We start from the raw sequence: 21,822 nt of genomic DNA on the forward strand, positions 1-21,822 counted from the left end.
TTTATGGAAGTAATTGATCAGCCTAGTGTTCATCCAGTGGCCATCGTCACGGGAGCCAGTTCGGGAATCGGTTTGGAGTATGCCCGGGAGTTGTGTTCCCGGGGGTATGATGTCGTGATGGTCAGTAATGAGGAGGAGCGCCTTACGCGGTGTGCCGGGGAGTTATCACAAATGTACGAGGTGCAGACGTGGCCTCTTTATATGGATTTATCACTACCCGATGCAGCGGAACATTTGCATGGTTTTTGCGTGGCATTAGGGTTACAAGTGGAGGTGCTGGTGAATAATGCCGGAATGTTCCGGTTCGAGCATATCGTGAATCTTTCAGTGGGTGTTGTGCAGACCATGTTGATGTTGCACATGAACACGGTGGTTTTGCTTTGTCGTTATTTCGGGGAGGATATGAGAAAACGGGGGAAAGGGTATATCCTCAATATGTCTTCAATGTCAGCTTGGTTCCCTTATCCGGGAATTTCGTTGTATGCATCCACGAAGTGTTTTTTGAAGAGTTTTTCCCGGGCTTTTCGTTTGGAGATGCTTGATTACGGGGTGAACGTTACCACGGTTTGTCCGGGGGCGATTGCTACCGATTTATATAATTTACCTCTTCATTTGCAGCGGTTGGCCGTGCGAATCGGTGTGATGATGAAACCTGCCACGCTTGCTCGCCGGGCAATCAACGGTATGTTCTGTCACCGAGCCCAAATGATTCCCGGGGTGATTAATTATTTCTTTATCGGTTTCTTATTCTTTTTGCCTTACGGGGTGGTGAGGTGGATGATAAGGAAAGTGAAAAGAGCAATTGAAAATGAAAAAAATTGAGTGATTGTCGATTTAATGATTAAGTGATTCTATAATCATCTAATCGAAAATCACAGAATCATATAATTCGTAGGATCTAAAATGAACAAGGGTTTGTTTATCATCACCGGGGCTAATGGGGGCATGGGAAAGGCGATCACGAGAGCGATTGCCGGTATGGGAGTTCCCGTGGTTATGGCTTGTCGGAATGTTGAACGGGCGGCAGGAGTGAGGGATGAGATTGTGCGAGAGACGGGAAACGGTCGGGTGGAGTTGCATCAGTTGGATTTGGCGTCGGTTGCTTCCATCCGTTCTTTTGTTGACGGGTTGAACGGACGGGAGGTGAGCGTGTTGGTGAATAATGCGGGAATCATGTGTAGAGATTTCACGACAACCGAGGACGGGTTGGAGATGACCGTGGGGGTGAATTACGTGGGGACTTGGTTGTTGACGAATTGGTTACTTCCAAATATGGGGAGAACCGGGAAGGCCCGGATTATTAACACGTCGTCGGTTACTTGTAAGATGGGAGAGGTTGGAGATCGTTTCTTTAAATTGGATCCGGAGCATTACCGTCGCTTTAAGGCTTATCCCAATTCGAAATTGGCGATACTGATGTTTACGACGGAACTGGCAAGGCGGGTACAGGGGCGTGCGATTACCGTGAATGCGGTTGATCCGGGCGTGGTGAACACGGGGATGATCACCATGCACAAATGGTATGACCCTTTGGCGGATATATTTTTCCGTCCGTTTATTAAATCTCCGGAACGAGGGGCGATGACGGCTATACTTTTGGCAACTTCCGATCAGTATGTGAATATATCGGGAGGCTTTTTTAGGAATAAACATCAGGTGGGACTACCGGAAGCGGCTCTTGATGTTGAGGCTTGTCAGAATTTGTGGCTTCAGACTGAGCAATTCGTGGCCGGACTGGTCGGCTCAAGATTAAAAAAGGGAGAAAATTAGGGTGAAATAGAAGTTTTTAATTTTCAGCTTTCTTATCTTTGTAGGCAAAGAAATTAATATTATGCGATTAGAGGAAAGATACGATAAGGTGTTGGCATGGTTTCGGGAACGTATGCCGTTAGCTGACACGGAGTTACAATATAATGATCCCTTCCAGTTGCTGGTAGCGGTGATTTTATCGGCTCAATGTACCGACAAACGGGTGAATATGGTGACTCCCGCTTTGTTCGAGCAATTTCCGGATGCGGAGTCTATGTCCAAAGCGAGCGTGGAGGAGATTTTCGAGTTGATCAAATCTATCTCTTACCCGAATAATAAATCCAAGCATTTGTCAGCGATGGCGAAAAAGTTGATAGAAGATTTCAATGGAATTGTCCCGGATGATTTCGAGTTATTGCAGACGTTGCCCGGGGTGGGACGGAAAACGGCCAATGTCATGGAAGCGGTGGCTTTCAAGCGTCCGGCCATGCCTGTCGACACGCACGTTTTCCGGGTTGCCGATCGTATCGGGCTGGTAACGGGTGCCAAGACCCCGTTAGAGACGGAGAAACAACTCGTGGCGCATATTCCTGCCGAGTGGCTGTCCACGGCTCACCATTGGTTGATATTGCACGGAAGATATGTTTGCGTGGCAAGAAAACCGAAGTGTGAAGAGTGTGGGATTGCCGAGTGGTGCAGATATCATCAAAAAAAGCTGTCTTGACGAGAGACAGCTTTTTCACTATTTACTACTAACCCTAAAATTGGAACTACTTTGAGCATCCGTTTTTTTTGCAATAAACCCATTTTTATTACTTAGTGTGAATTTATTTATTAGATGCAGGATTCTTGAAAAGGTTGCGTGAAAAAATAAAAAAATTAGAGGATTGTGATTCACAATCCTCTAATTTTTTATTTTAATCCTTTACGCTTTAATAGCGGATCAATAGAAGGTTCTTGTCCTCTGAATTTCTGGTAAAGGGTCATGGCATCTTCGGAGCCACCTTTGGAAAGAATGTTCTCCCGGAATGCTTTTGCTTTTTCGGGATTGAAGATGTTTCCGGTTTCTTTAAATGCTTCGAAAGCATCAGCATCCAGTACTTCTGCCCACGTGTAAGCGTAATATCCGGAAGAATAGCCTCCGGCAAATATGTGCTGGAAGTAGGGACTGCGATAGCGTACCGTGATTTCCGGGATAAGTCCGATTTTTTCTAACGTGGCTTTTTCGAATTCATTCGGGTTAACGGGATCGGTCGTGTTACGCGTGTGGTAAGCCATATCCAGTAAAGCGGCTGCCATGAATTCGGTCGTGACGAATCCTTGGTTGAAATGTCCGCTATTCTCTAGTTTGTCGATAAGCTCTTGCGGAATCGGTTCTCCCGTTTTGTAATGACGGGCGTAAACTTTCAGTACTTCGGGATCAGCGGCCCAGTTTTCCATAATTTGGGACGGGAGTTCCACGAAATCCCTAGGAACAGAAGTTCCTGATACCTTATTATATGTACATTGTGACAATAAACCGTGAAGGGCATGACCGAATTCATGGAAAAGGGTTTGTGCCTCGTCAAAGCTCAATAATGCCGGAACATCCCCCGTGGGTTTCGTGAAGTTGCACACGTTCGTGATGATCGGGGTTACTTTTTTACCCAGTGCGGATTGCTTGCGATAAGCGTTCATCCATGCTCCCGAACGTTTGCTTTCTCTCGGGTGGAAGTCCATGTATAGAATCCCGATGTGATCTCCGTTCGCTTCTTTCACCTCGAATGCCAAAGCGTCCGGATGGGGTACGGGGAGGTCGGTACGTTGCGTGAACGTGATTCCGTATAATTTATTGGCTGTGTAGAAGGCTCCCTCTCTGACGTTTTCCAGAGGGAAGTATTGACGAAGTTCGTTCTCGTCCAGTCCGTATTTGGCTTTCTTTACTTTTTCAGCATAATAGCGCCAATCCCAAGGCTGCAATTTGAAGTTTTTACCCTCCTTGCGAATCATGTCTTGAAGTTCTTTGGCTTCTTTTTTAGCGATCGGTAGAGCGGCATTCCAGATTTGGTTACACAGGTCGTACACGTTCTCCGGAGTTTTGGCCATGTTGTTGTCGAGAATGAAGGCCGCATGGGTATCATAACCGAGTAACTGGGCTTTTTGTACTCGCAGGGAAGTGATTTTGGATATGATTTCTTTGTTATCGTACTCGTTGTCGTTATTGCAACGGTTGATATAAGCCTTGTAGATTTTTTCTCTTAAATCCCGGTTGTCAGCATATTGTAGGAACGGAATCATGCTTGGATTGTGGAGGGTAAAGATCCATTTCCCTTCCAGTCCGACATTCTTGGCTACGGTTGCAGCCGTGGCAATCACGTTTTCGGGTAGGCCGGATAAATCTTTCTCGTTATCGATGACCAACTTGAAACTGTTGGTTTCATTCAGCAAGTTTTCACCGAATTGCAGGCTGAGCATAGATAGTTCGCTGTTCAATTTCTTGAACGTTTCCTTGTCTTCGGGAGAGAGGTTGGCTCCACCCCGAACGAAACCTTGATAATATTTATCGAGTACGGTTAATTGTTCCGGGGTCAGATTTTCTTTCTCCTTATTGTTATATACCGTTTTGATTCTCTCGAAAAGTTTGTCATTTAAGTTGATTGCATCCCAGTGAGCAGTGAGTTTTGGGGTAATCTCTTTGGCGATGGCCTTGATCGAATCGTTCGTGTTCGCTCCTTGTTGATTACCGAACACGGATGCTACTTTGTTCAGTAATTCGCCGGAAGTTTCGAGTGCGTCGATCGTGTTTTTAAATGTCGGAGCCTCCGGATTGTTGATGATCGCGTCGATTTCCGCTTGGTGTTGTTTCATCCCTTCCTCGTAAGCAGGAAGATAATGTTGATTTTTAATCAAGTGGAAAGGGGGGACCTCATGAGGGGTTTCATACGTGTTGAAAAATGGATTTTCATTCTTCACTTGCCCTGATTGGCAGGATTGCAGCGCCAGTCCTACGCAACAAACTAAGTAAGTGACTTTTTTCATTTTGAATTTTATTATTTGGTTTTAGAATGTGACAAATATAATTAAGTCGGGCAGAATATACAAATAAATGATTTTCTCCTTATTTTTGTGGCCTTCAAAAATGGATAAAATTGATATGGATATACAAGAAAATGTTGCAACTTTTATCACGAAGTTACCTAAGGTAATTTTGTTGTGTGTTATCATTTACCTGATTTCGTTGAATTTCAAGGCGGTCAAAGAAGTCCCGAAGAATCAAGAGGTGAAAGCTGAAGTTTCGAATGTTGTTCCGCTGGATGCGGTGAAGAAATATTTTCCGACCTGTACGAGTGTTGAGAAAGTGAACGAAGTTCACTATGTTGTGAAGGCTGGCGGGGAAGAGGTCGGTAAATTACTTGTTACGACACCGATTGCGGACGATCTGATCGGTTATGCCGGGAATGTGCCTTTGTTTTTGGCTGTTTCCGAGGAAGATGTGATTTTAGGACTTACCTTGTTAGATAATAGCGAGTCGCCCGGGTTTTTGAGACGTTTGGAGAAAAAGAACCTGTTTTCGGCGTGGAATGGCAAGACGCTGGAGGAGGCCGAGCAACTGAACGTGGAGGCCGTGAGTGGGGCCACGATGTCGAGTGATGCCATCCGGGGGAGTGTGAAAAGAGCGCTGGAGTTTTACCTAGAACGTGACGGGGGTGGTTTTGACGTGGATTGGATGAAATTGTTACAGCACGCTTTGGGGGGAATCGTGGTTTTGTTGGCGTTAGCCAGTATGTTCAGGGGAAGTCGGATGAAACGTTGGCGTTACGTGTTGCAGGTTTCTTCCGTGTTGATTCTTGGTTTCTGGTCCGGGTACTTTGTTTCATTAGAGTTGTTATTTAACTGGTTGTTGAACGGGGTACCTTGGGGGGCTCGTATTTTGTTGCCCGTGATTGCCGTGTTGGCTTTGGCTTGTCCTTTATTCTTGAATAAGGCTTATTATTGTGCGTATTTATGTCCTTTTGGGGCAGCGCAGGAGTTGGTAGGGAAAGTTCGTAAGAAAAAAATAGCCCCAAAGGGAGTGTGGAAGAATGTATTTAAATATACTCGCGTGATCTATTTTATGGTGATTCTCGCTCTGTTATTGTGGGGAATCCCGTTGGAATTGGCATCGTTGGAACCCTTCCCGGCATTTTTATTGACCGCTGCAACGGGGTGGGTCATCGCTTTGGCTGTCATATTTTTACTCTTATCCGTATTTTTTGCCCGTCCTTGGTGTAACTATTTTTGTCCTACCGGGGCGTTGCTGGATATTTTGAGAAAGGCCGATACAAAGGCGGGTTCGGAGAGAAGAAAAAAAGTGATCCGGGAATTTATTGCCTTGGCAATATTCCTCGTGATATTATATTTTATATTGAGGTAAAAAAAACTTGAAACTTTTTTACCGAAACATTTGATTGTTTGAATAAAAAGTGCGTAATTTGCATCCTGTTTGGAAAGCGTTTATAAAAATATTGAGAGATGTCAAGAATTTGTCAAATAACTGGAAAGAAAGCGATGGTTGGTAACCATGTTTCTCACTCCAAAAGAAGAGTGAAGAGAACATTCGAGATCAACCTGTTTAAGAGGAATTTTTATTGGCCAGAAGAAGATAGATGGATCCGTTTGAATGTATCTGCAGCCGGATTGCGCCTGATCAACAAGAAAGGTATTAGTGCTTGTTTGAAAGAAGCTACTGCCAATGGTTTAATTAAGAACGTATAAAGTAAGAAGAGATGGCAAAGAAGAGCAAAGGAAACAGAATACAGGTGATTTTGGAGTGTACGGAACACAAAGAATCCGGAATGCCGGGTACGTCTCGTTATATCACTACCAAAAACAGAAAGAACACCCCCGAGAGAATGGAGTTGCGTAAATACAACCCGATTCTGAGAAGAGTAACTTTACACAGAGAAATAAAATAATTAAGCTATGGCAAAGAAAGTTGTTGCAACACTTAAAACAGCAGATGGTAGGGGATTTGCAAAAATCATCAAAATGGTGAAATCTCCGAAAACCGGTGCCTATACTTTTAAGGAACAAATGGTTCCTAACGATCAGGTGAAAGAAGCCGTGAAAAAATAAGATTTTAAAATCTTCATATAAGAAAGAGCGTCGTGAGGCGCTCTTTTTTTTGTGTGTTTCGGGAAGTTTGTTCTGAAGGAGGTTGATTTAAAAGTTATTTTTTAACTCCTCCGTCAGCAATGCTGCCACCTCCTCTATAAACAGAGGAGGAGCTGGTGACTCTTTCCGAAGACAGGAAGTATTCCAGCTCTCCCTCTGTTTATAGAGGGAGTACCCCGAAGGGGGGAGGGAGTTTGAAAAATGACGTTTGACACGCTTTCTTGGAGTTACTTACACCGGATTTCATCAGGACAAAAAAAATCATGATTTTTTTACTCGAAAGTGTAACCTATCTCAACAATTCCCGTTATACTCTATGTATTCACAATCAAGGAATGCTTCTTGATGGTTGAAAACTGAAGAGTTAGTTTGAATAATTGAAAAATAAAATTTCTCGATTTTTTTCGAGAAAAAACGAAACCTTTCTTTAGCGGTAACGTTAAAGAAGTAGAATAGATGATGAACTTATGATTTATTTTTAGCTGTTATTAGATTGAATCATCTAGCATAAAGAGAGGGGATAGCTTTGACTGGGGTTTAAGCTGATTTTCTGATAGAGTTCTTAAAAGTACTGGAATATATCCTACGGGACACCACGCACACACACCACACACACAGACGCACGCACACACATACATACAACATCTTTTCGTCAGTCCCAATGTATTCCATTTAAGACGCTACAGGAAATCCCTCCTTTTTTTTATTTTTGATTTCCGATTTTAAATTCCTACCACACATTACTCCATGAATTTTAGATTTACTGATTTTAGATTTTTACGGTATCAAGTTTATACTTTTTATTCGCAAATTGTAAATCATAAATCATAAATTTTTCTTCCATTCGAAATAGTTTCCCTATCTTTGTAAGTTGATTTTTAAGGAATAGGAATTCATGGAGTACAGAGAAGAAGAAGATAACAATATAGCCATATTTGGTGCCAGAGAGCATAATCTGAAAAATATAGACCTGACGATTCCACGGGATAAGTTGACGGTGATTACCGGGTTAAGCGGGAGTGGAAAATCATCCTTGGCTTTTGATACGATATATGCCGAGGGGCAGCGTCGGTATCTGGAAACTTTTTCCGCATACGCCCGTCGTTTTCTGGGAGGCATGGAACGTCCGGATGTGGATAAAATTACGGGGTTAAGTCCCGTGATTTCAATTGAACAGAAAACCACGAATAAAAATCCACGTTCTACGGTAGGAACGACCACCGAGATCTATGACTTTTTGCGTTTGCTTTATGCCCGTGCGGGTGTTGCTTACTCATACGCCACGGGTAGTAAGATGGTAAAGTACACGGATGAACAGATATTGGAATTGTTGCAGCGTGATTTTGCTGGGCGGCGTGTATTGTTGTTGGCTCCCGTGGTAAAAGGACGTAAAGGACACTACCGGGAGTTATTCGAGAATTTACGGAAGAATGGTTTTATTTCGGCACGGGTAGATGGAGAGTTGCGGGAGATAACGATCGGAATGAGTGTTGATCGTTATAAGATGCACGATATCGAAATCGTGGTGGATAAGATTGTCATGGATCAGGCTGATCTGAAACGCTTGAAAAATTCCGTGGGTACTGCCATGAAACACGGTAAGGGCGTGATGATGGTAAAAGATTACGAATCTGACGAGATTAAATATTATAGCCGCCATTTGATGTGTCCGGATACTGGGCTTTCCTATAAAGATCCGGCCCCGCATACCTTTTCTTTCAATTCTCCTCACGGGGCTTGTAAGAAATGTAAGGGATTGGGATTTGTCAACGAGGTGGCGATGGAAAAGATAATCCCGGATAATTCATTATCCATTCATGCTGGGGGAATCTTGCCCTTGGGAAAATATAAAGCATCTCTTATTTTCTACCAGATCGAAACGATTCTGAGAAAACATGGTGCCGATATAAAACAACCGATCCGGGATTTACCCGAAGAGGCTTTGACGGATATATTGTACGGTTATCCGGGACAATTCCGTTTGGAGAATGCGGAGATCGGGGTATCATCCAATTTCCTCACGACGTACGAGGGAATATTGAAGTATGTCACCATGCAGGAGGAAAATTCGACTTCCAAGAAAGCGAATAAATGGGCGGAACAGTTTATTTCCGTAACAACCTGTGACGTGTGTAACGGTCAACGGTTGAACCAAGAGGCTCTGCATTTCTATATTAACGGGAAGAATATTTCCGAATTAGCGAATATGGAGTTATCTGATTTGTACGAGTGGATCGGTAACGTGGAGGAACATCTGGAGGATAAACAGAAACAGATTGCTGGGGAGATTTTGAAAGAGATCCGAACTCGCTTGAAGTTTATGCTTGATGTTGGCTTGGAGTATCTGTCCTTGAATCGTCAATCCATGACGTTATCGGGGGGGGAGTCTCAGCGTATTCGTTTGGCGACTCAGATCGGTTCACAGTTGGTAAACGTGCTTTATATATTGGATGAACCGAGTATTGGGTTGCACCAGAAGGATAACCGGAAGTTGATTCATTCTTTACAGGAATTGCGGGATAACGGTAACTCGGTGATCGTGGTGGAACATGATAAGGAGATGATGGAGAATGCCGATTATATCGTGGACTTGGGACCTAAGGCGGGAAGAAAAGGAGGGGAGATCACGGCTATCGGGGGGTATTCCGATATTCTGGAAAGTGATAGTCTGACAGCACAATACCTGAAAGGGGAGAAGGTAATCGCTATCCCGGCGGAACGTCGAGTGGGGAATGGAAAGAAGATTTCCCTGAAAGGATGTACCGGAAATAATCTTAAAAATGTGAGTGTCGATTTTCCTCTGGGGAAATTGATTTGCGTGACCGGGGTGAGTGGAAGTGGAAAATCTTCTTTGGTTAATGGAACTTTGCATCCGATATTGAGTGCTTATTTTTATAATGCTTTGGCTGCACCGTTACCTTATAAATCGATAGAAGGGATGACTGAAATCGATAAGGTCGTGGTGGTGGATCAAAGCCCGTTAGGTAAAAGCCCCCGTTCCAATCCGGCTACTTACACGGGATTGTTTACCGATATTCGGAAGATATTTGAAAAGTTACCGGAATCACAGATCCGGGGCTACACGGCCGGACGTTTTTCCTTTAACGTGAGCGGAGGACGTTGTGAGGTTTGTAAAGGTGCGGGAGTGAAGACCATCGAGATGAATTTCCTTCCGGATGTTTACGTGCATTGTGAAGCTTGTGATGGTAAACGTTACAACAAAGAGACCTTGGAGGTTCGCTATAAAGGAAAGTCCATCGGTGACGTGTTGAACCTAACGATCAATCAGGCGGTAGAGTTCTTTGAGAATCTGCCTCACCTGCAATCCAAATTGAAGATGTTACAGGATGTCGGGTTGGGGTATATCAAGATCGGACAACCTTGTACTACGTTAAGCGGGGGAGAATCCCAGCGCATTAAATTGGCTACCGAACTTTCGAAGAAAGACACCGGGAGTACGCTATATATACTGGATGAGCCTACAACCGGACTTCATTTCGAGGATATAAATATATTGTTGGGAGTGCTACAAAAGCTGGTTGATAAAGGGAATACCGTGATTGTCATCGAGCATAACCTAGACGTGATTAAAGTGGCCGATTATCTTATTGATATGGGACCCGGTGGTGGTAAAATGGGGGGAACTGTCGTTTGCACCGGAACCCCGGAAGAAGTTGCTTTAAACAAAAAATCCGTAACGGCTCCTTTCTTGCGAGAAGAGTTGGGGGGGAGAAAATGAGTTTATAAGGTTCATAAGGTCTATGGACCTCTGCAGGGTGATTTGGCTACGGCAACTCTCGTTGCCGTTAGTTATTTTCGAAAGATTCTCGTAGTCACTTTAAATGACTGTAGATAGGTTTGCGTATCAAAATATTTTACGTTTTTATTCGAGATTCGTGAACATTCTTTGATTTGTCAGTGATTTCTGTAATTTTGTAAATCTATTATAACGTTTATTGATATATGAATAAAACGATCTGGCGATATGAAGAATTTACTACAGGATAATTTAGAGGGGGATGTTACTTTTAAGAAGATTTTTGTGACTTATTATGCCAGGATTGTTTATTTTGCGTTCCAAATTATGGGAGATCGGGAAGGGGCCGAGGATATTGCTCAAGATACTTTCGTGAATTTCTGGAATCAGAAAGAGAATGTGAGTCAACACGAAATCGCTATAAAGAATTACTTGTATCTGACGGCTAAAAATCTTTGCCTTAATCAAATCAGGCACAATAATATTGTCAAGGAGTATCAGGCTAAAAATCAATTCCCGGTATTTGATGATACGGATATAGTGAATGCTATTGTTTCATCTGAAATTTCTTCCCGAATATACCAGGCCATAGAAACTTTACCCGGTCAATGTCGTGAAGTTACTCGTATGGCCTACGTTCATGGATTGAAAAATCAAGAGATTGCGGATAATTTACAAATTTCTATTAATAGCGTAAGAGCTCATAAACAACGTGCTATTCAGTTACTTCGGGATAAGTTGGATAAAAAAGATTTGTTGTTAATGATAATTTTTGAAAAAAAGTTGAATTTTCTTTAGTCGTTTTTTCTTTTCATGTGTCTTTATTATAAAACAATAGAGATTTCATGGACAAGAAAACGTATCACATTATACAATTGCTTTTTAAGTATTATCGAGAAACGTTAAGCGTTTCTGAGAAGGTTGAGTTAGAGGCTTGGCTGGCAGAAGACAAACGTAATCGGGAATTGTTGAAAAGTTACGAGCATTTTTCTCGGTTTGTTCAAGATATGCACTTTTATGGAGAAACGGATATGGAGAAGGGATATGATCGTGTTTTCTGGAAAATCGAAATACAACAAAAGAAGAAGGTTAACCGGATGCGTTGGATCACGTGGGGCAGTGTGGCAGCTTCTTTGATGATTGTGGTTACATTTGCGATATTATGGCGACAGGGTTCAAGCGAAAGAGAACAATATCTCATGAAAACTCTTGCATCTCCTGATCGTTCCGGTGTGCAGTTACAACTTTCTGATGGAAAGACCATTTCTTTGGCCAAAGTGTTGGAAGTAAAGGAGATCGATGGAAGAAACGTGGCAACAAACGACACGGCGGGAATTGTTTATCAAAATATGCAGGAGGATATATTGCGGGAGGAAGAGATTATATATAATACGGTGATTACTCCCCGGGGTACAGAGTATCTGTTGACGTTATCCGATGGTTCAAGAGTTTGGTTAAATTCTGATTCTCGTTTGAAGTTTCCGGTGAAGTTTTCTAAGGGGATGAGACGGGTTGAACTTGTCGGGGAAGGCTATTTTGAGGTAGCGAAGGATACTTCTTCACCTTTTATCGTGAATAGTGGAAAATTGGAAATAAAGGTTACAGGAACTTCTTTCAATATTGCGGCTTATCCGGATGAAAAAATAGTGCAAACCACACTGGTATCCGGTTCTGTTGACGTGAGTTGTCCGGAATGTGCGGATACTGAAAGCGTGTCGTTGGTTCCGAATGAGATTGCCATTTTCGTACCGGGGATTCAAAAGATAGAAAAGAAGAGGGTGGATATCGCTCCTTACGTGGCTTGGCATGAAGGTTTTCTGACTTTCCATGATGAGAGTTTAGGTTCTATTGCGAAAAAGTTAGAACGTTGGTATGATCTTACTTTTGAATTTGATCAACCGGAAACGGAAGAACTCATTTTTTACGGGAGTATTAAACGACATGAAAATATCTCGCAGGTCTTGGATATGCTGAGATGCACGAATTTGATCGGTTTTACAATTATAGATTCGAAAACAGTACGCGTAACTCGATTATAAAAATCATTATTTATTAAAATTGAACTATATGAATGAATTGAACGATTGGCGGCTACAGTCGTGTAGTCCGAGGTATATCCTTTTGCGAAAGTGTTTTTTCATACTTATCGTGATGTTTTTCAGTATGATGACAAGTTTTACTTCTTTCGGGCAGACGAAGGAAAGGATTACTCTCAAGTTGGAAAATATGGCATTGGAACAAGTATTAAAAAGAATAGAATTGGAGTCCGGCTATCGAATGTTGTACAATAAGGATCTTGTGGCAACGGTAAAAGGGATTACTATTCAGGTTAATAATGAATTGTTAGCTACCGTGTTGGATAAATGTTTGGATAGAACGAATTTATCATACATGATTAAAGAGAACACGATTATTATTGCTAAAAAAGGTTCGGAAAATAGGATTGAGGTAACCACGACAATAATTAAAGGTGTGGTGAAGGATAAGAAGGGAGAACCATTAGTTGGTGTTTCCGTGGTGATAGCCGGAACAGCAACAGGTACAGCGACAGATGTGAATGGTAATTTCTCTTTACCGGTAAAGGATTCGACAGGAACTTTGTTATTCACGTATATTGGTTTCAAGATGCAGAGGGTGGTATTTCACCGGGGCAAAGAAGTGCTGGTTGTAATGGATGAGGATTTATCTGAATTGGATGCGGTAACGGTGATTGCCTATGGTTCTCGTAAAAAGAGGGAATTAATTGGTGCCGTATCTTCTGTAAAGGCAGATGAGATGAAGGAGCTTCCGACCGCAAGTTTTGAAAATTTGTTACAGGGACGCATGTCTGGAGTGGAGGTCGTGAACCAGTCCGGGGCTCCGGGAGGAGGAGGGACATTAGTTGTTGTTCGGGGTTATAATACTTTTAATTCACAGTTTGATGAACCTCTTAGTAATAGTGCTCCTCTTTATGTGATTGACGGAGTTCCCATGTATTCATTCACTTCTCCTCGTACGGGAACCAATACAATTGCAGAAATAGATCCGTCTATTATTGAATCCGTGGAAGTGTTGAAAGATGCGGCTTCAGCTGCAATCTATGGTTCCAGAGGTGGAAATGGTGTAATCCTTATCACGACTAAAAAAGGGAAACAAGGACATTCAAACTTTTCTGCTAATTTTTCATATACAGGTTCTATTTTCCCGAAAGCTCCGAAACATTATGGTGGGATGATGGAACGAAATTATAATATAGCAGCATTAAAAGCTTATCGTACAGCTAGTTTTTTTACTGGGGAATATCCTAATTCAATTGCCGAAGGAAGTGGTTTTATGGGAGGACAATATGATTATTTCTGGAACAAAGGTAATCCTATTGACAAGGATGATATAAAAGCACTTCGTGTCTTACAAGATAGTTTGAATCCATTTTATAATAATGCTACAGATTGGTACAAAGAAGCTTTTCGTACGGGGAAAGTATATAATGTTAATTTACAGGCTAGTGGGGGAACGGAGTTAATTCGGTATATGGTTGCGGCAGGATATTATAGTGAATCTGGAATCATGTTGAGTAGCGATTTTAATAGGATGAATGTGAATGTGGGATTAAATATTCAACCTCATAAACGGATAAAACTAGATACTCGTCTTTATGCAGCTTATACAGATCGTAGTCGAGGAAAGTCTCCGAATGGGAAAAGAATGAATTATAAGGTCGAGGGATTAACAGTGGATCCGAGAACTGCCTCTTCTTTAACATTGAATTCTGGTGTGGTAAAGGATAAATTATTAGAAGCTCTTAATGAACAGATAGATAAAAATAATTCTTATCGGTTTATGGGAAATATGGGATTGAGTTTTGAATTTATAGATGGATTGAATGTAAGGGTAGATGGTGGTATTGATTATAATCAGAATAATCGTAACTTCTTTCGTCCTAGCACGATGGATGTATCTAAAATGAATGAAAATTATATAGAGGAGGGAATTACGCGGAATATTTTCATGCAGGGAGAGGCTCTTCTGAATTATAGATTTTCGATCCAAGAGAAACACAATTTTGAGTTATTATTGGGAATTTCTATGGATAAATCTCAATTATTTGAAAATGATGCTGATGCTCTTGGTACTCCAAGTGATTACATTCACTATATACAGGGAACAACTCCTATTAAATACACGAAACCCGAATGGGGTGATCCCGTGGCTTATGAAACCGTGCATGCTTCTTCTAAATTGGAAGAAAAGATAAATTTGAGCTATTTTGGTCGTTTTGCTTATAATTTTAAAACTCGCTACTTGTTTGAGTTTACTTTGCGTCGAGATGGTTCTTCTGTTTTTGGTGAAGATCAACGTTGGGCAACATTTCCGTCAGTGGCTATTGGTTGGACATTTTCAGACGAATCTTTTTTGAAATCAGTTAATTGGTTAAGTTATGGAAAAATTCGAGCAAGCTGGGGACAATCCGGAGTACAGTTTGATAAGGCTTATCTTGCTCATGGATTGATGGAAATAGGCGCTATTTATGATGGAGAACGAGGAATGAGGGCTAGCGGTATCTTGAATCGGAAACTGGGTTGGGAACAATCGGATCAATATGATTTGGGATTGGACTTGGATTTTCTTGATTATCGGATCAAATTTAAATTTGATTATTATTATCGTTATACGAAAGATAAACTATGGAAAGTAAACCTGCCAAGCGGAGGAAGTTTTTTAGGTGGATTCTCTAAACAATGGCGGAATGCCATGGAAGTTTCTAATGAAGGTATTGAATTTGAAGTTACTTGTGATATTCTTAGAGAGACTAAAGTTACTTGGCGAAGTAAAATAACAGCTTCTAGAAACTGGAATCGTTTTGAAAAATCTTATTCGGGTAAAGATGAGGATACGTTTATTATAGGTAAACCTCTTTTCAATATTTATTTATATAAAGACAATGGCTATTATAATTCACAAGATGAAGTTCCTGTTTATTATCAGGCTGACGGATTTAAAAAGTATTTAATGCCGATGTATGAAACGCAATATTTTACGGCAGGGGATCCTAAAGTTATGGATGTCAATGGCGATGGAAAAATAGATATATCTGATTTCGTGAGAGTAGGTTCTTCTGTACCGAAACTTTATGGCGGTTGGGCTAATGAACTAAGGTGGCGGGATTTTGATTTAAATTTACTTTTTACCTATTCTTTGGGAAGGGATATGTATAAAACTTATGATATTCGTTCATTGGATGCTTATAATGGTGGACAAGGTGGACAGGCATTGTATATCAATACGGATAAGGCCTCTTTCTGGACGGAAAATAATCATAAGGCTCAATATGCTCGTCTGGGAACATTGAATACAATGGGAGGTATGCTGGAATCTAATCTTGAAACAGTTTCTTACATGAAACTCAAGCAACTCACGTTAGGTTATAATCTTCCGAAAGAATGGGCTAGGAAAGTAGGGATGGTTGGATTAAGAGCGTTTATTACAGGAGAGAATGTGTTTATTCTTTCTAATTATTCGGGTGTCGATCCGGAGGTTGTTAGCATAGAAAATGGGCAGGATGATTTTAATACTTACCCGTTAGCACGAAAATGGACCATTGGTTTAACTCTTAATTTTTAAAAACATGAGACTAAAAAGATTGTTATATATAGCGGGATTATTCGTGTGTTGTTCTTGTGGAGATATGTTGGATGTAGAGCCTGAAATTGCTGTAACCTACACGAACTATTTCCAAAATGAACAGGATGTACACAAAACGTATATTGATATGTATGCTAAAATGCGAGAAGTATATTTTCAATATCAATTGCAACCTCATCACAAAATGGGACTAGTATATGACCAATGTAATGAATATTACTCTTATGCAAATGAATTGAAAAATCTCTCTGTTGAGGCCTTTAAAAAAGTTGCCGGGACGAGCTGGATTCTTCACTATAATGTAATCTTTCAATCTAACTTGATATTGGACAATCTGTATCGTGTTCAGAATTTGCACAAAGATAGAGAGAATTTTTACAAGGGACATTGCTATTTTGCTAAAGGTTTGATGTATTATGAAATTGCTAGACGTTGGGGAAACGCTCCGATTACTAGAGATGCCAAAAGTATAGATCCGTTAGGGCGTAGTGATGCGAAAGTTGTATTAGATACAGCGTTGTCTAATGCTTTGAAAGCTTTTGATCTGTTAAAAAACTATGATGAGGCAGTTGATTATAACGGACAGAAATTGAAAAAATATTATGCACATAAGGGAGCGGCTGCGGCACTTTTAGCTAACATTTACGCATGGAAAGGTGGTTTATTCAATGATCCGGATGCTTACAAGGAGACTGAAAAGTACTGTACTTTAATTATTGAAAATAAAGTGGGGATTTATAAAATGGTTGATACGCCTGAAGAAGTCTGTTCTGTTGTCATGGATCGCATGAGTTCTGAATCTGTTTTTGAATTGTTGAATAGTAGTATTGACTTTGGTTTCACGACCGGACGTTTTTCCCCGGGTATAAATTTCCATATAGGGGCAAACTATGGCTATGGGGGATATCCGTTAAACCCCTTTGGCTCTTTGTCTAATAATCAATATGAAAATCTTTATCTCATAAAAAATGATCGGGTAAAGAAGATTTGGGGTGATGAGGATTTAAGACGTGCGGCTTATTTTTGGAAATTTGATGAAATGGCAGAAACTGATAATGAGGTTACGGGCGGCTACGCTTATCCATATTTCTGGCGTAAACCATTATTGGATGCGGCTTGGGTTCCGGCGGAAATGATAAATGTAGATGGTAATAAAATATTTTGGCGTTTGGCTGAAATTTATTTACTACGAGCAGAAGCACGTTGTCGTGCAAATTTGCCGGGGGCAGAAGATGATTTGAATTATGTTAGAAATCGGGCTCATGCAAAAATCTATCCTGCGGATACTGATACTGAAGGTTTACAGATGGCAATATTCAGGGAGAGGGAACGAGAAATGTTTTTTGACGGAGAACGGTATTATGATATTGTTCGGAACGGATACTATAATTTCCCGGGAATGATTTCTGAAACGTTCGAGAAACTTTCCGAACAGGATGTAAAAGATGGAGCGTTATATGTTCCGATAATGGATACGGAAATGCAGCGCAATACTTTAATGCGTCAGAATCCGTATTGGTTAGCAAGATGGTAATGATTGGTAAAATATACAATGTAGTTATTATGAGTAAATTATTAGTTACAATGATAGTACTCCTTTTGATAGGAGGGTGTTCTACAAATTGGAATTTTGAGAATACTGGATTAGCTAAGGAACATTTCGACGGAAATATGTATGAATATCTAAAAAGTGACTCTTATAATTGGGATTCAATACGATTAATAATAGAAAAGGCAGAGTTGGTACCTTTGTTCGAGGGGAAAGACCCGATTACTTTTATAGGTCCCACGAATCACTCTGTTAGAAAATGGATGAATGACAAGTTTATAATTTGTATCAATGACATAGATAAAGATGCTTGTATTAAAATTGTTAAGGATCATTTGTTTGCCGGGAAGATATTACGTGACGATATTCCCCAAGGAAAATATCTTACACAAGAAGGGGGAGATGTTTATACGACTCTTTCTGGAAAGAGTATTTGGATGGGGCTGTTTTATGAAGATTATGGTAATGTTGTAGAAGGGGGAGTACGGGTGATCTATTTAAAGGGAGATGTGACTATTGATATTGCTTCTTCTAACATACAGCCTACAAATGGGGTTGTACATTCATTGAGCTATAATTACGTGTTAGGTGGATTATGATGAACTTTAAATAATTAATTATGAGATGTAGTATTATATATTTAATATGTGTCGTGTTTCTTGTTGCATGTAATGATGTTACGGTAGGATATTTAGAGACTGAAAATGCCGAGTATATACCTGATAACATGGAAATACCTCAAATCGAGGATCTAGACGAAGTTGTGGATGCCCTACGTATAAAGAATAACGCACCTTGGGTAACACAACCTATTCAGGGTATAGAAGGAACTGATCCGATGATTTATTCTATCGAAGAAGTAACTGCGACAGAAGGTGGAGATGCAATGGTATTTAAACAGGAATTGAGGATTATAGGAAACGGAAGTTTCTATTATCCTTTAGAACATAAAGCTCCAGCTGGTAAGTATGTGGTTTCGATTCGAATTACAAACGAGGGATATAGCCATGTCGTAAAAGATATTTACACTTTTGTCGTGAAGTAAACAAAGAGTGATCGTGGTGGCATGAGGGGTCCGTGTTATGCGGACCCCTTATTTTATTTTCTTGAAAAAGCGTTGCCACACGTATTTTTTCGTGTGTGGGTCTTTTGACGTGAGGACGAACGAGGCTTTGCCCACGATAAAGTCTTCGGGGATGGGACCGATATATCGGGAATCCCGGGAGTTGAAGACTTGGTCTCCGGCCACGAAGTACCAGTTTTTTTGGAACGTGTATTCACGGATCAAGGAGTCACGGATGTAGAGTTGGCGATCTTGCGAGTGTACGGGTGCTTGGGTTTCGTAAGCGATCAGGTGGCGGTATAGCGAAAAGTTTAACGTGTCAATGGTGATAGTGGTTCCCGCGGCGGGAAGGTACAGGGGACCGAAGTCTTGGATGTTCCAGCGATGCCAGTAATCGAAGGGGAAAGCGTTGTAAATTCCCGGGGCATACTCCCCACAGTAATGGTGCAGGCGTTGTTGTTCCTCCATGTTTCCGTAGCCGGTTTGGCCGTTGATATGATTGATCCCGGCGATGATTGATAACGTGTCTCCGGGCAGGGCGATACAGCGTTTCACGTAAAATGTTCCTAAATCCATATCCCAGCGACCGTTCGTGTGCGTGGGAAAGTTGAAAACGATCACGTCATTGCGTTTCAGGGAAGAGAACCCCGGTACCCGCACGGTTTCCGGGTGCGCGCCATCCAGAAAGTCGAAGTTTTTGTAAAAGCGGGCTCCCATGTACATTTTGTTCACCACGATAAAATCTCCCGGTTCGATCGTCGGGTACATCGAATCGGAAGGGATGCTGTAAAAGTCCACGATAAAAAAGCGCAACAGGGCGGCAATCACGATGGCCAGCAGGACGGCTCCCACGTACTGGAATATGGATTTAATTACTTTCTTCATTTTTTTCTTGAGATAAAAATACGTTCTAAATAGTAATAAAACAAGGGAATGATGAATAAACTGACGAAGGTTCCGACCGTCATTCCGGCAATAAGTGTGATCGACGTGGGCATTACTAATTTGTAATAAATAAAATGGGACTCTATTGAGTATCTATAATTAGTTTCTGCATATCCCGTTTCATCTCCTCGGCGGCGGAAGAGGGGACTTTGGGGGCTTTTTCGAGTAGCAGGCGGGCGGTGGCGATGGCCTTGTCGGTTTGGCCGCTTTCGTGGTACATCTTGGCGAGCAGGTAGAGCGGGTAGAGGCGGTTGGGGACCATGTGGGAGGCTTTCAAGAAAGCGGATTCAGCTTGGGGATATTGTTTCATGGTTTGGTAGTTTTTGCCCATGATGTTACGGATCATGGGATCGGCAGACAGGCGGGCAGCCTCTTCAAGGATGAGGTTACTGGCTTCGGGTTGTCCCGTGCGGGAGAGGCATTGCCCGTATTCAAAGAGAAAAGCGGGTTGATCCTTCAGGAGAGGGTAGAGTTTCTTGTAATTATCCACGGTGCGTTCGAATATCTGCATGTTGAAATAGATTTGTTCGGATTTCCAGCGTTTGTAGGCTTGTTCCCGTTCCTGTTGCCCGGTGGCGAGGAAATAGACCGGGAGAAGCAGGAACAGGTAGAAGATGCCGGAGAGCCAACGGGAACCCCGTTGTATCGGGGTACATTGTGCCAAGAGCAGCGTGAAGAGGATGAGAAGGGGCAACACGCTGAACGGGTAGGAAAAGCAGGCAAAAACGAGGAACGCGGCTAACGAACCGGTCACGCCTGCCGCGACTTTATTGTCAGGATGCCGGGCGGTTTTGAAGGCCCAAAAAATGATTGTCAGGAAAAGTAATAAACCGATGATTCCAGTTTCTGTCGTGATTTGCACGAATTCGTTGAAGGCTGTCTCGGGGGCATCGGCTACGAGTTCTTCTCCCGCGGGACGCTCCGTGGCAGAGAAATAGGCGGCTTGGGCTTCCCCGTAGGCCCCGGCAAAATGCCCGAACCCGACGCCTGTTGCCGGATGGGAGGCTACAAGGGTGGACGAGACTTTCCAGATGAGTCGGCGTCCATCGGCAGATTCTTTTTTTAACTGGTATATCCCGATGAGAGTCCCGGTGACGAGGAGGAATATACAGATCGTTGCGATGAAGGAGGCGAGCCGATGTTTTTGAAATAAAAACTTCAATCGGTTATAGAGGTGAAAGTAGTAACCTAGTACAATTCCGCATCCCGCGATGGCGGCTAACCAAGCCCCGCGGCTTAACGTGGCGGGCAGGACGAGCAGGAGAAGTACGAGAATCACTCCCGACAAGATGCGGGCTATCCGGCAGGCGGTAAGCGTGTAGTATAAAGCTAACGGTAGTATGGCAACTAGAAATCCGGAATAGGGACCGGGGTTGAAGAATGATCCGGTCAGTTCGAAACGGCTGTGTTGGGAGGGGGTAAAACCGTATAGTTGGGCGAGTCCCCAGATGGCTTCTATTGCCCCGGTGAGCAAGAGTGCCGCATGCGTGAAACCGAGCGGGGCAAATGTTGTCAGCCGTCGGAATATGAAATACGTGACGATGATCAAGATGAAGAGGCTCGTTCGGGTGGGTGCGATTGTCCCCGCGAAGTAGTCGTTACAGAGGGTATAGCCCGCGTAAAGGAGAACCAGCAGGTCAGTTATCGAAAAGCGGAAAGGACGCATCCATGCGAGTGGTATGCAGGCAATTCCTGCCACGATAATAACTTTGTAGAACCAAAAAATCTTAGCTATCCGGTTCCCTAAACTCTCGTCGAGGGCAAAGGCTGTGGACAACAAGAGTATAGTCAGCGTGAAGACTACGATGCCCGATAAGTAGAGGTTAAGGTTTTTCCGGAGCTGCATATCGTTTTATTTTTCACAAATGTAAAAAATATACTATGAACAGCGTTAGGGAATTCTGATAAGATTATGAGAATTTTAAGTGCTTTAAATAATCTTCAAAGTTATCACATTTGATCGTGTTACCTTCTTTTGCATCAATCATTGCTTGCTGGGTATAA

General features: G+C 42.1%; 17 protein-coding genes. 14 read left to right on the forward strand and 3 right to left on the reverse strand.

The genetic code is table 11. From position 1 onward, the window contains the following. The first annotated feature begins 3 nt into the window (after positions 1 to 3). The 3 genes from R8806_RS02815 (at position 4) to nth (ending at position 2,473) form a co-directional block, all read left to right on the forward strand. Positions 4 to 822: an SDR family NAD(P)-dependent oxidoreductase gene (locus R8806_RS02815; RefSeq protein ID WP_124316557.1), complete on the forward strand. Its 819-nt coding sequence runs from the start codon at positions 4 to 6 to the stop codon at positions 820 to 822. A gap of 81 nt (positions 823 to 903) precedes the next feature. Continuing rightward, the gene (locus R8806_RS02820; RefSeq protein WP_124316556.1) at positions 904 to 1,770 is read left to right on the forward strand and encodes an SDR family oxidoreductase; all 867 of its coding nucleotides are present in this window, start codon (positions 904 to 906) and stop codon (positions 1,768 to 1,770) included. A gap of 61 nt (positions 1,771 to 1,831) precedes the next feature. Continuing rightward, the gene (gene nth / locus R8806_RS02825; RefSeq protein WP_124316555.1) at positions 1,832 to 2,473 is read left to right on the forward strand and encodes an endonuclease III; all 642 of its coding nucleotides are present in this window, start codon (positions 1,832 to 1,834) and stop codon (positions 2,471 to 2,473) included. 188 nt (positions 2,474 to 2,661) lie between these two features. On the opposite strand, the gene R8806_RS02830 is transcribed toward nth, so the two are convergent. Next, positions 2,662 to 4,767, reverse strand: coding sequence for a M3 family metallopeptidase (locus R8806_RS02830; RefSeq protein ID WP_151411462.1), 2,106 nt, complete (start codon positions 4,765 to 4,767; stop codon positions 2,662 to 2,664). A gap of 115 nt (positions 4,768 to 4,882) precedes the next feature. On the opposite strand from R8806_RS02830, the gene R8806_RS02835 reads away from it, so the two are divergent. The 11 genes from R8806_RS02835 to R8806_RS02885 all read left to right on the forward strand — a co-directional run bounded on the left by R8806_RS02835 (position 4,883) and on the right by R8806_RS02885 (position 18,855). Further along, complete coding sequence (locus R8806_RS02835; protein ID WP_167513892.1) at positions 4,883 to 6,142, forward strand: 4Fe-4S binding protein; 1,260 nt, start codon at positions 4,883 to 4,885, stop codon at positions 6,140 to 6,142. A gap of 98 nt (positions 6,143 to 6,240) precedes the next feature. Beyond that, positions 6,241 to 6,483, forward strand: a complete 243-nt coding sequence (rpmB, locus tag R8806_RS02840) for a 50S ribosomal protein L28 (RefSeq protein WP_027202637.1) — start codon at positions 6,241 to 6,243, stop codon at positions 6,481 to 6,483. 11 nt (positions 6,484 to 6,494) lie between these two features. Beyond that, a complete protein-coding gene (gene rpmG, locus R8806_RS02845; RefSeq protein WP_027202636.1) occupies positions 6,495 to 6,683 on the forward strand; it encodes a 50S ribosomal protein L33 in 189 nt (62 codons plus the stop codon). A 7-nt stretch (positions 6,684 to 6,690) separates the two neighbouring features. After that, the gene (locus tag R8806_RS02850) at positions 6,691 to 6,843 is read left to right on the forward strand and encodes a DUF4295 domain-containing protein (protein WP_072025905.1); all 153 of its coding nucleotides are present in this window, start codon (positions 6,691 to 6,693) and stop codon (positions 6,841 to 6,843) included. Between the two features lie 934 nt (positions 6,844 to 7,777). After that, a complete protein-coding gene (gene uvrA, locus R8806_RS02855; protein ID WP_124316964.1) occupies positions 7,778 to 10,621 on the forward strand; it encodes an excinuclease ABC subunit UvrA in 2,844 nt (947 codons plus the stop codon). 246 nt (positions 10,622 to 10,867) lie between these two features. Beyond that, positions 10,868 to 11,437, forward strand: coding sequence for an RNA polymerase sigma-70 factor (locus R8806_RS02860; protein ID WP_124316963.1), 570 nt, complete (start codon positions 10,868 to 10,870; stop codon positions 11,435 to 11,437). Between the two features lie 47 nt (positions 11,438 to 11,484). Beyond that, complete coding sequence (locus R8806_RS02865) at positions 11,485 to 12,678, forward strand: FecR family protein (RefSeq protein ID WP_124316962.1); 1,194 nt, start codon at positions 11,485 to 11,487, stop codon at positions 12,676 to 12,678. Between the two features lie 28 nt (positions 12,679 to 12,706). Further along, positions 12,707 to 16,240: a SusC/RagA family TonB-linked outer membrane protein gene (locus tag R8806_RS02870; protein WP_317715760.1), complete on the forward strand. Its 3,534-nt coding sequence runs from the start codon at positions 12,707 to 12,709 to the stop codon at positions 16,238 to 16,240. Between the two features lie 4 nt (positions 16,241 to 16,244). Continuing rightward, positions 16,245 to 17,795 carry a RagB/SusD family nutrient uptake outer membrane protein gene (locus R8806_RS02875; RefSeq protein ID WP_124316960.1) on the forward strand — a complete coding sequence of 517 codons (1,551 nt, stop codon included), beginning with the start codon at positions 16,245 to 16,247 and terminating at the stop codon, positions 17,793 to 17,795. 50 nt (positions 17,796 to 17,845) lie between these two features. Then, entirely contained in the window at positions 17,846 to 18,409 is a 564-nt protein-coding gene (locus tag R8806_RS02880; protein ID WP_167513893.1) for a fasciclin domain-containing protein, read from the forward strand. A gap of 128 nt (positions 18,410 to 18,537) precedes the next feature. Beyond that, positions 18,538 to 18,855, forward strand: coding sequence for a hypothetical protein (locus R8806_RS02885; protein WP_151411464.1), 318 nt, complete (start codon positions 18,538 to 18,540; stop codon positions 18,853 to 18,855). Positions 18,856 to 18,903: 48 nt separating this feature from the next. Here R8806_RS02885 and lepB read toward each other — a convergent pair whose 3' ends face one another. Both lepB and R8806_RS02895 read right to left on the reverse strand, forming a co-directional pair. Next, positions 18,904 to 19,758 carry a signal peptidase I gene (gene lepB, locus R8806_RS02890; protein ID WP_151411465.1) on the reverse strand — a complete coding sequence of 285 codons (855 nt, stop codon included), beginning with the start codon at positions 19,756 to 19,758 and terminating at the stop codon, positions 18,904 to 18,906. Between the two features lie 142 nt (positions 19,759 to 19,900). Further along, positions 19,901 to 21,664, reverse strand: coding sequence for an O-antigen ligase family protein (locus R8806_RS02895; protein ID WP_151411466.1), 1,764 nt, complete (start codon positions 21,662 to 21,664; stop codon positions 19,901 to 19,903). Between the last annotated feature and the right edge of the window lie 158 nt (positions 21,665 to 21,822).

The sequence above is a fragment of the Butyricimonas faecihominis genome, from assembly GCF_033096445.1.
Taxonomy (GTDB): domain Bacteria; phylum Bacteroidota; class Bacteroidia; order Bacteroidales; family Marinifilaceae; genus Butyricimonas; species Butyricimonas faecihominis.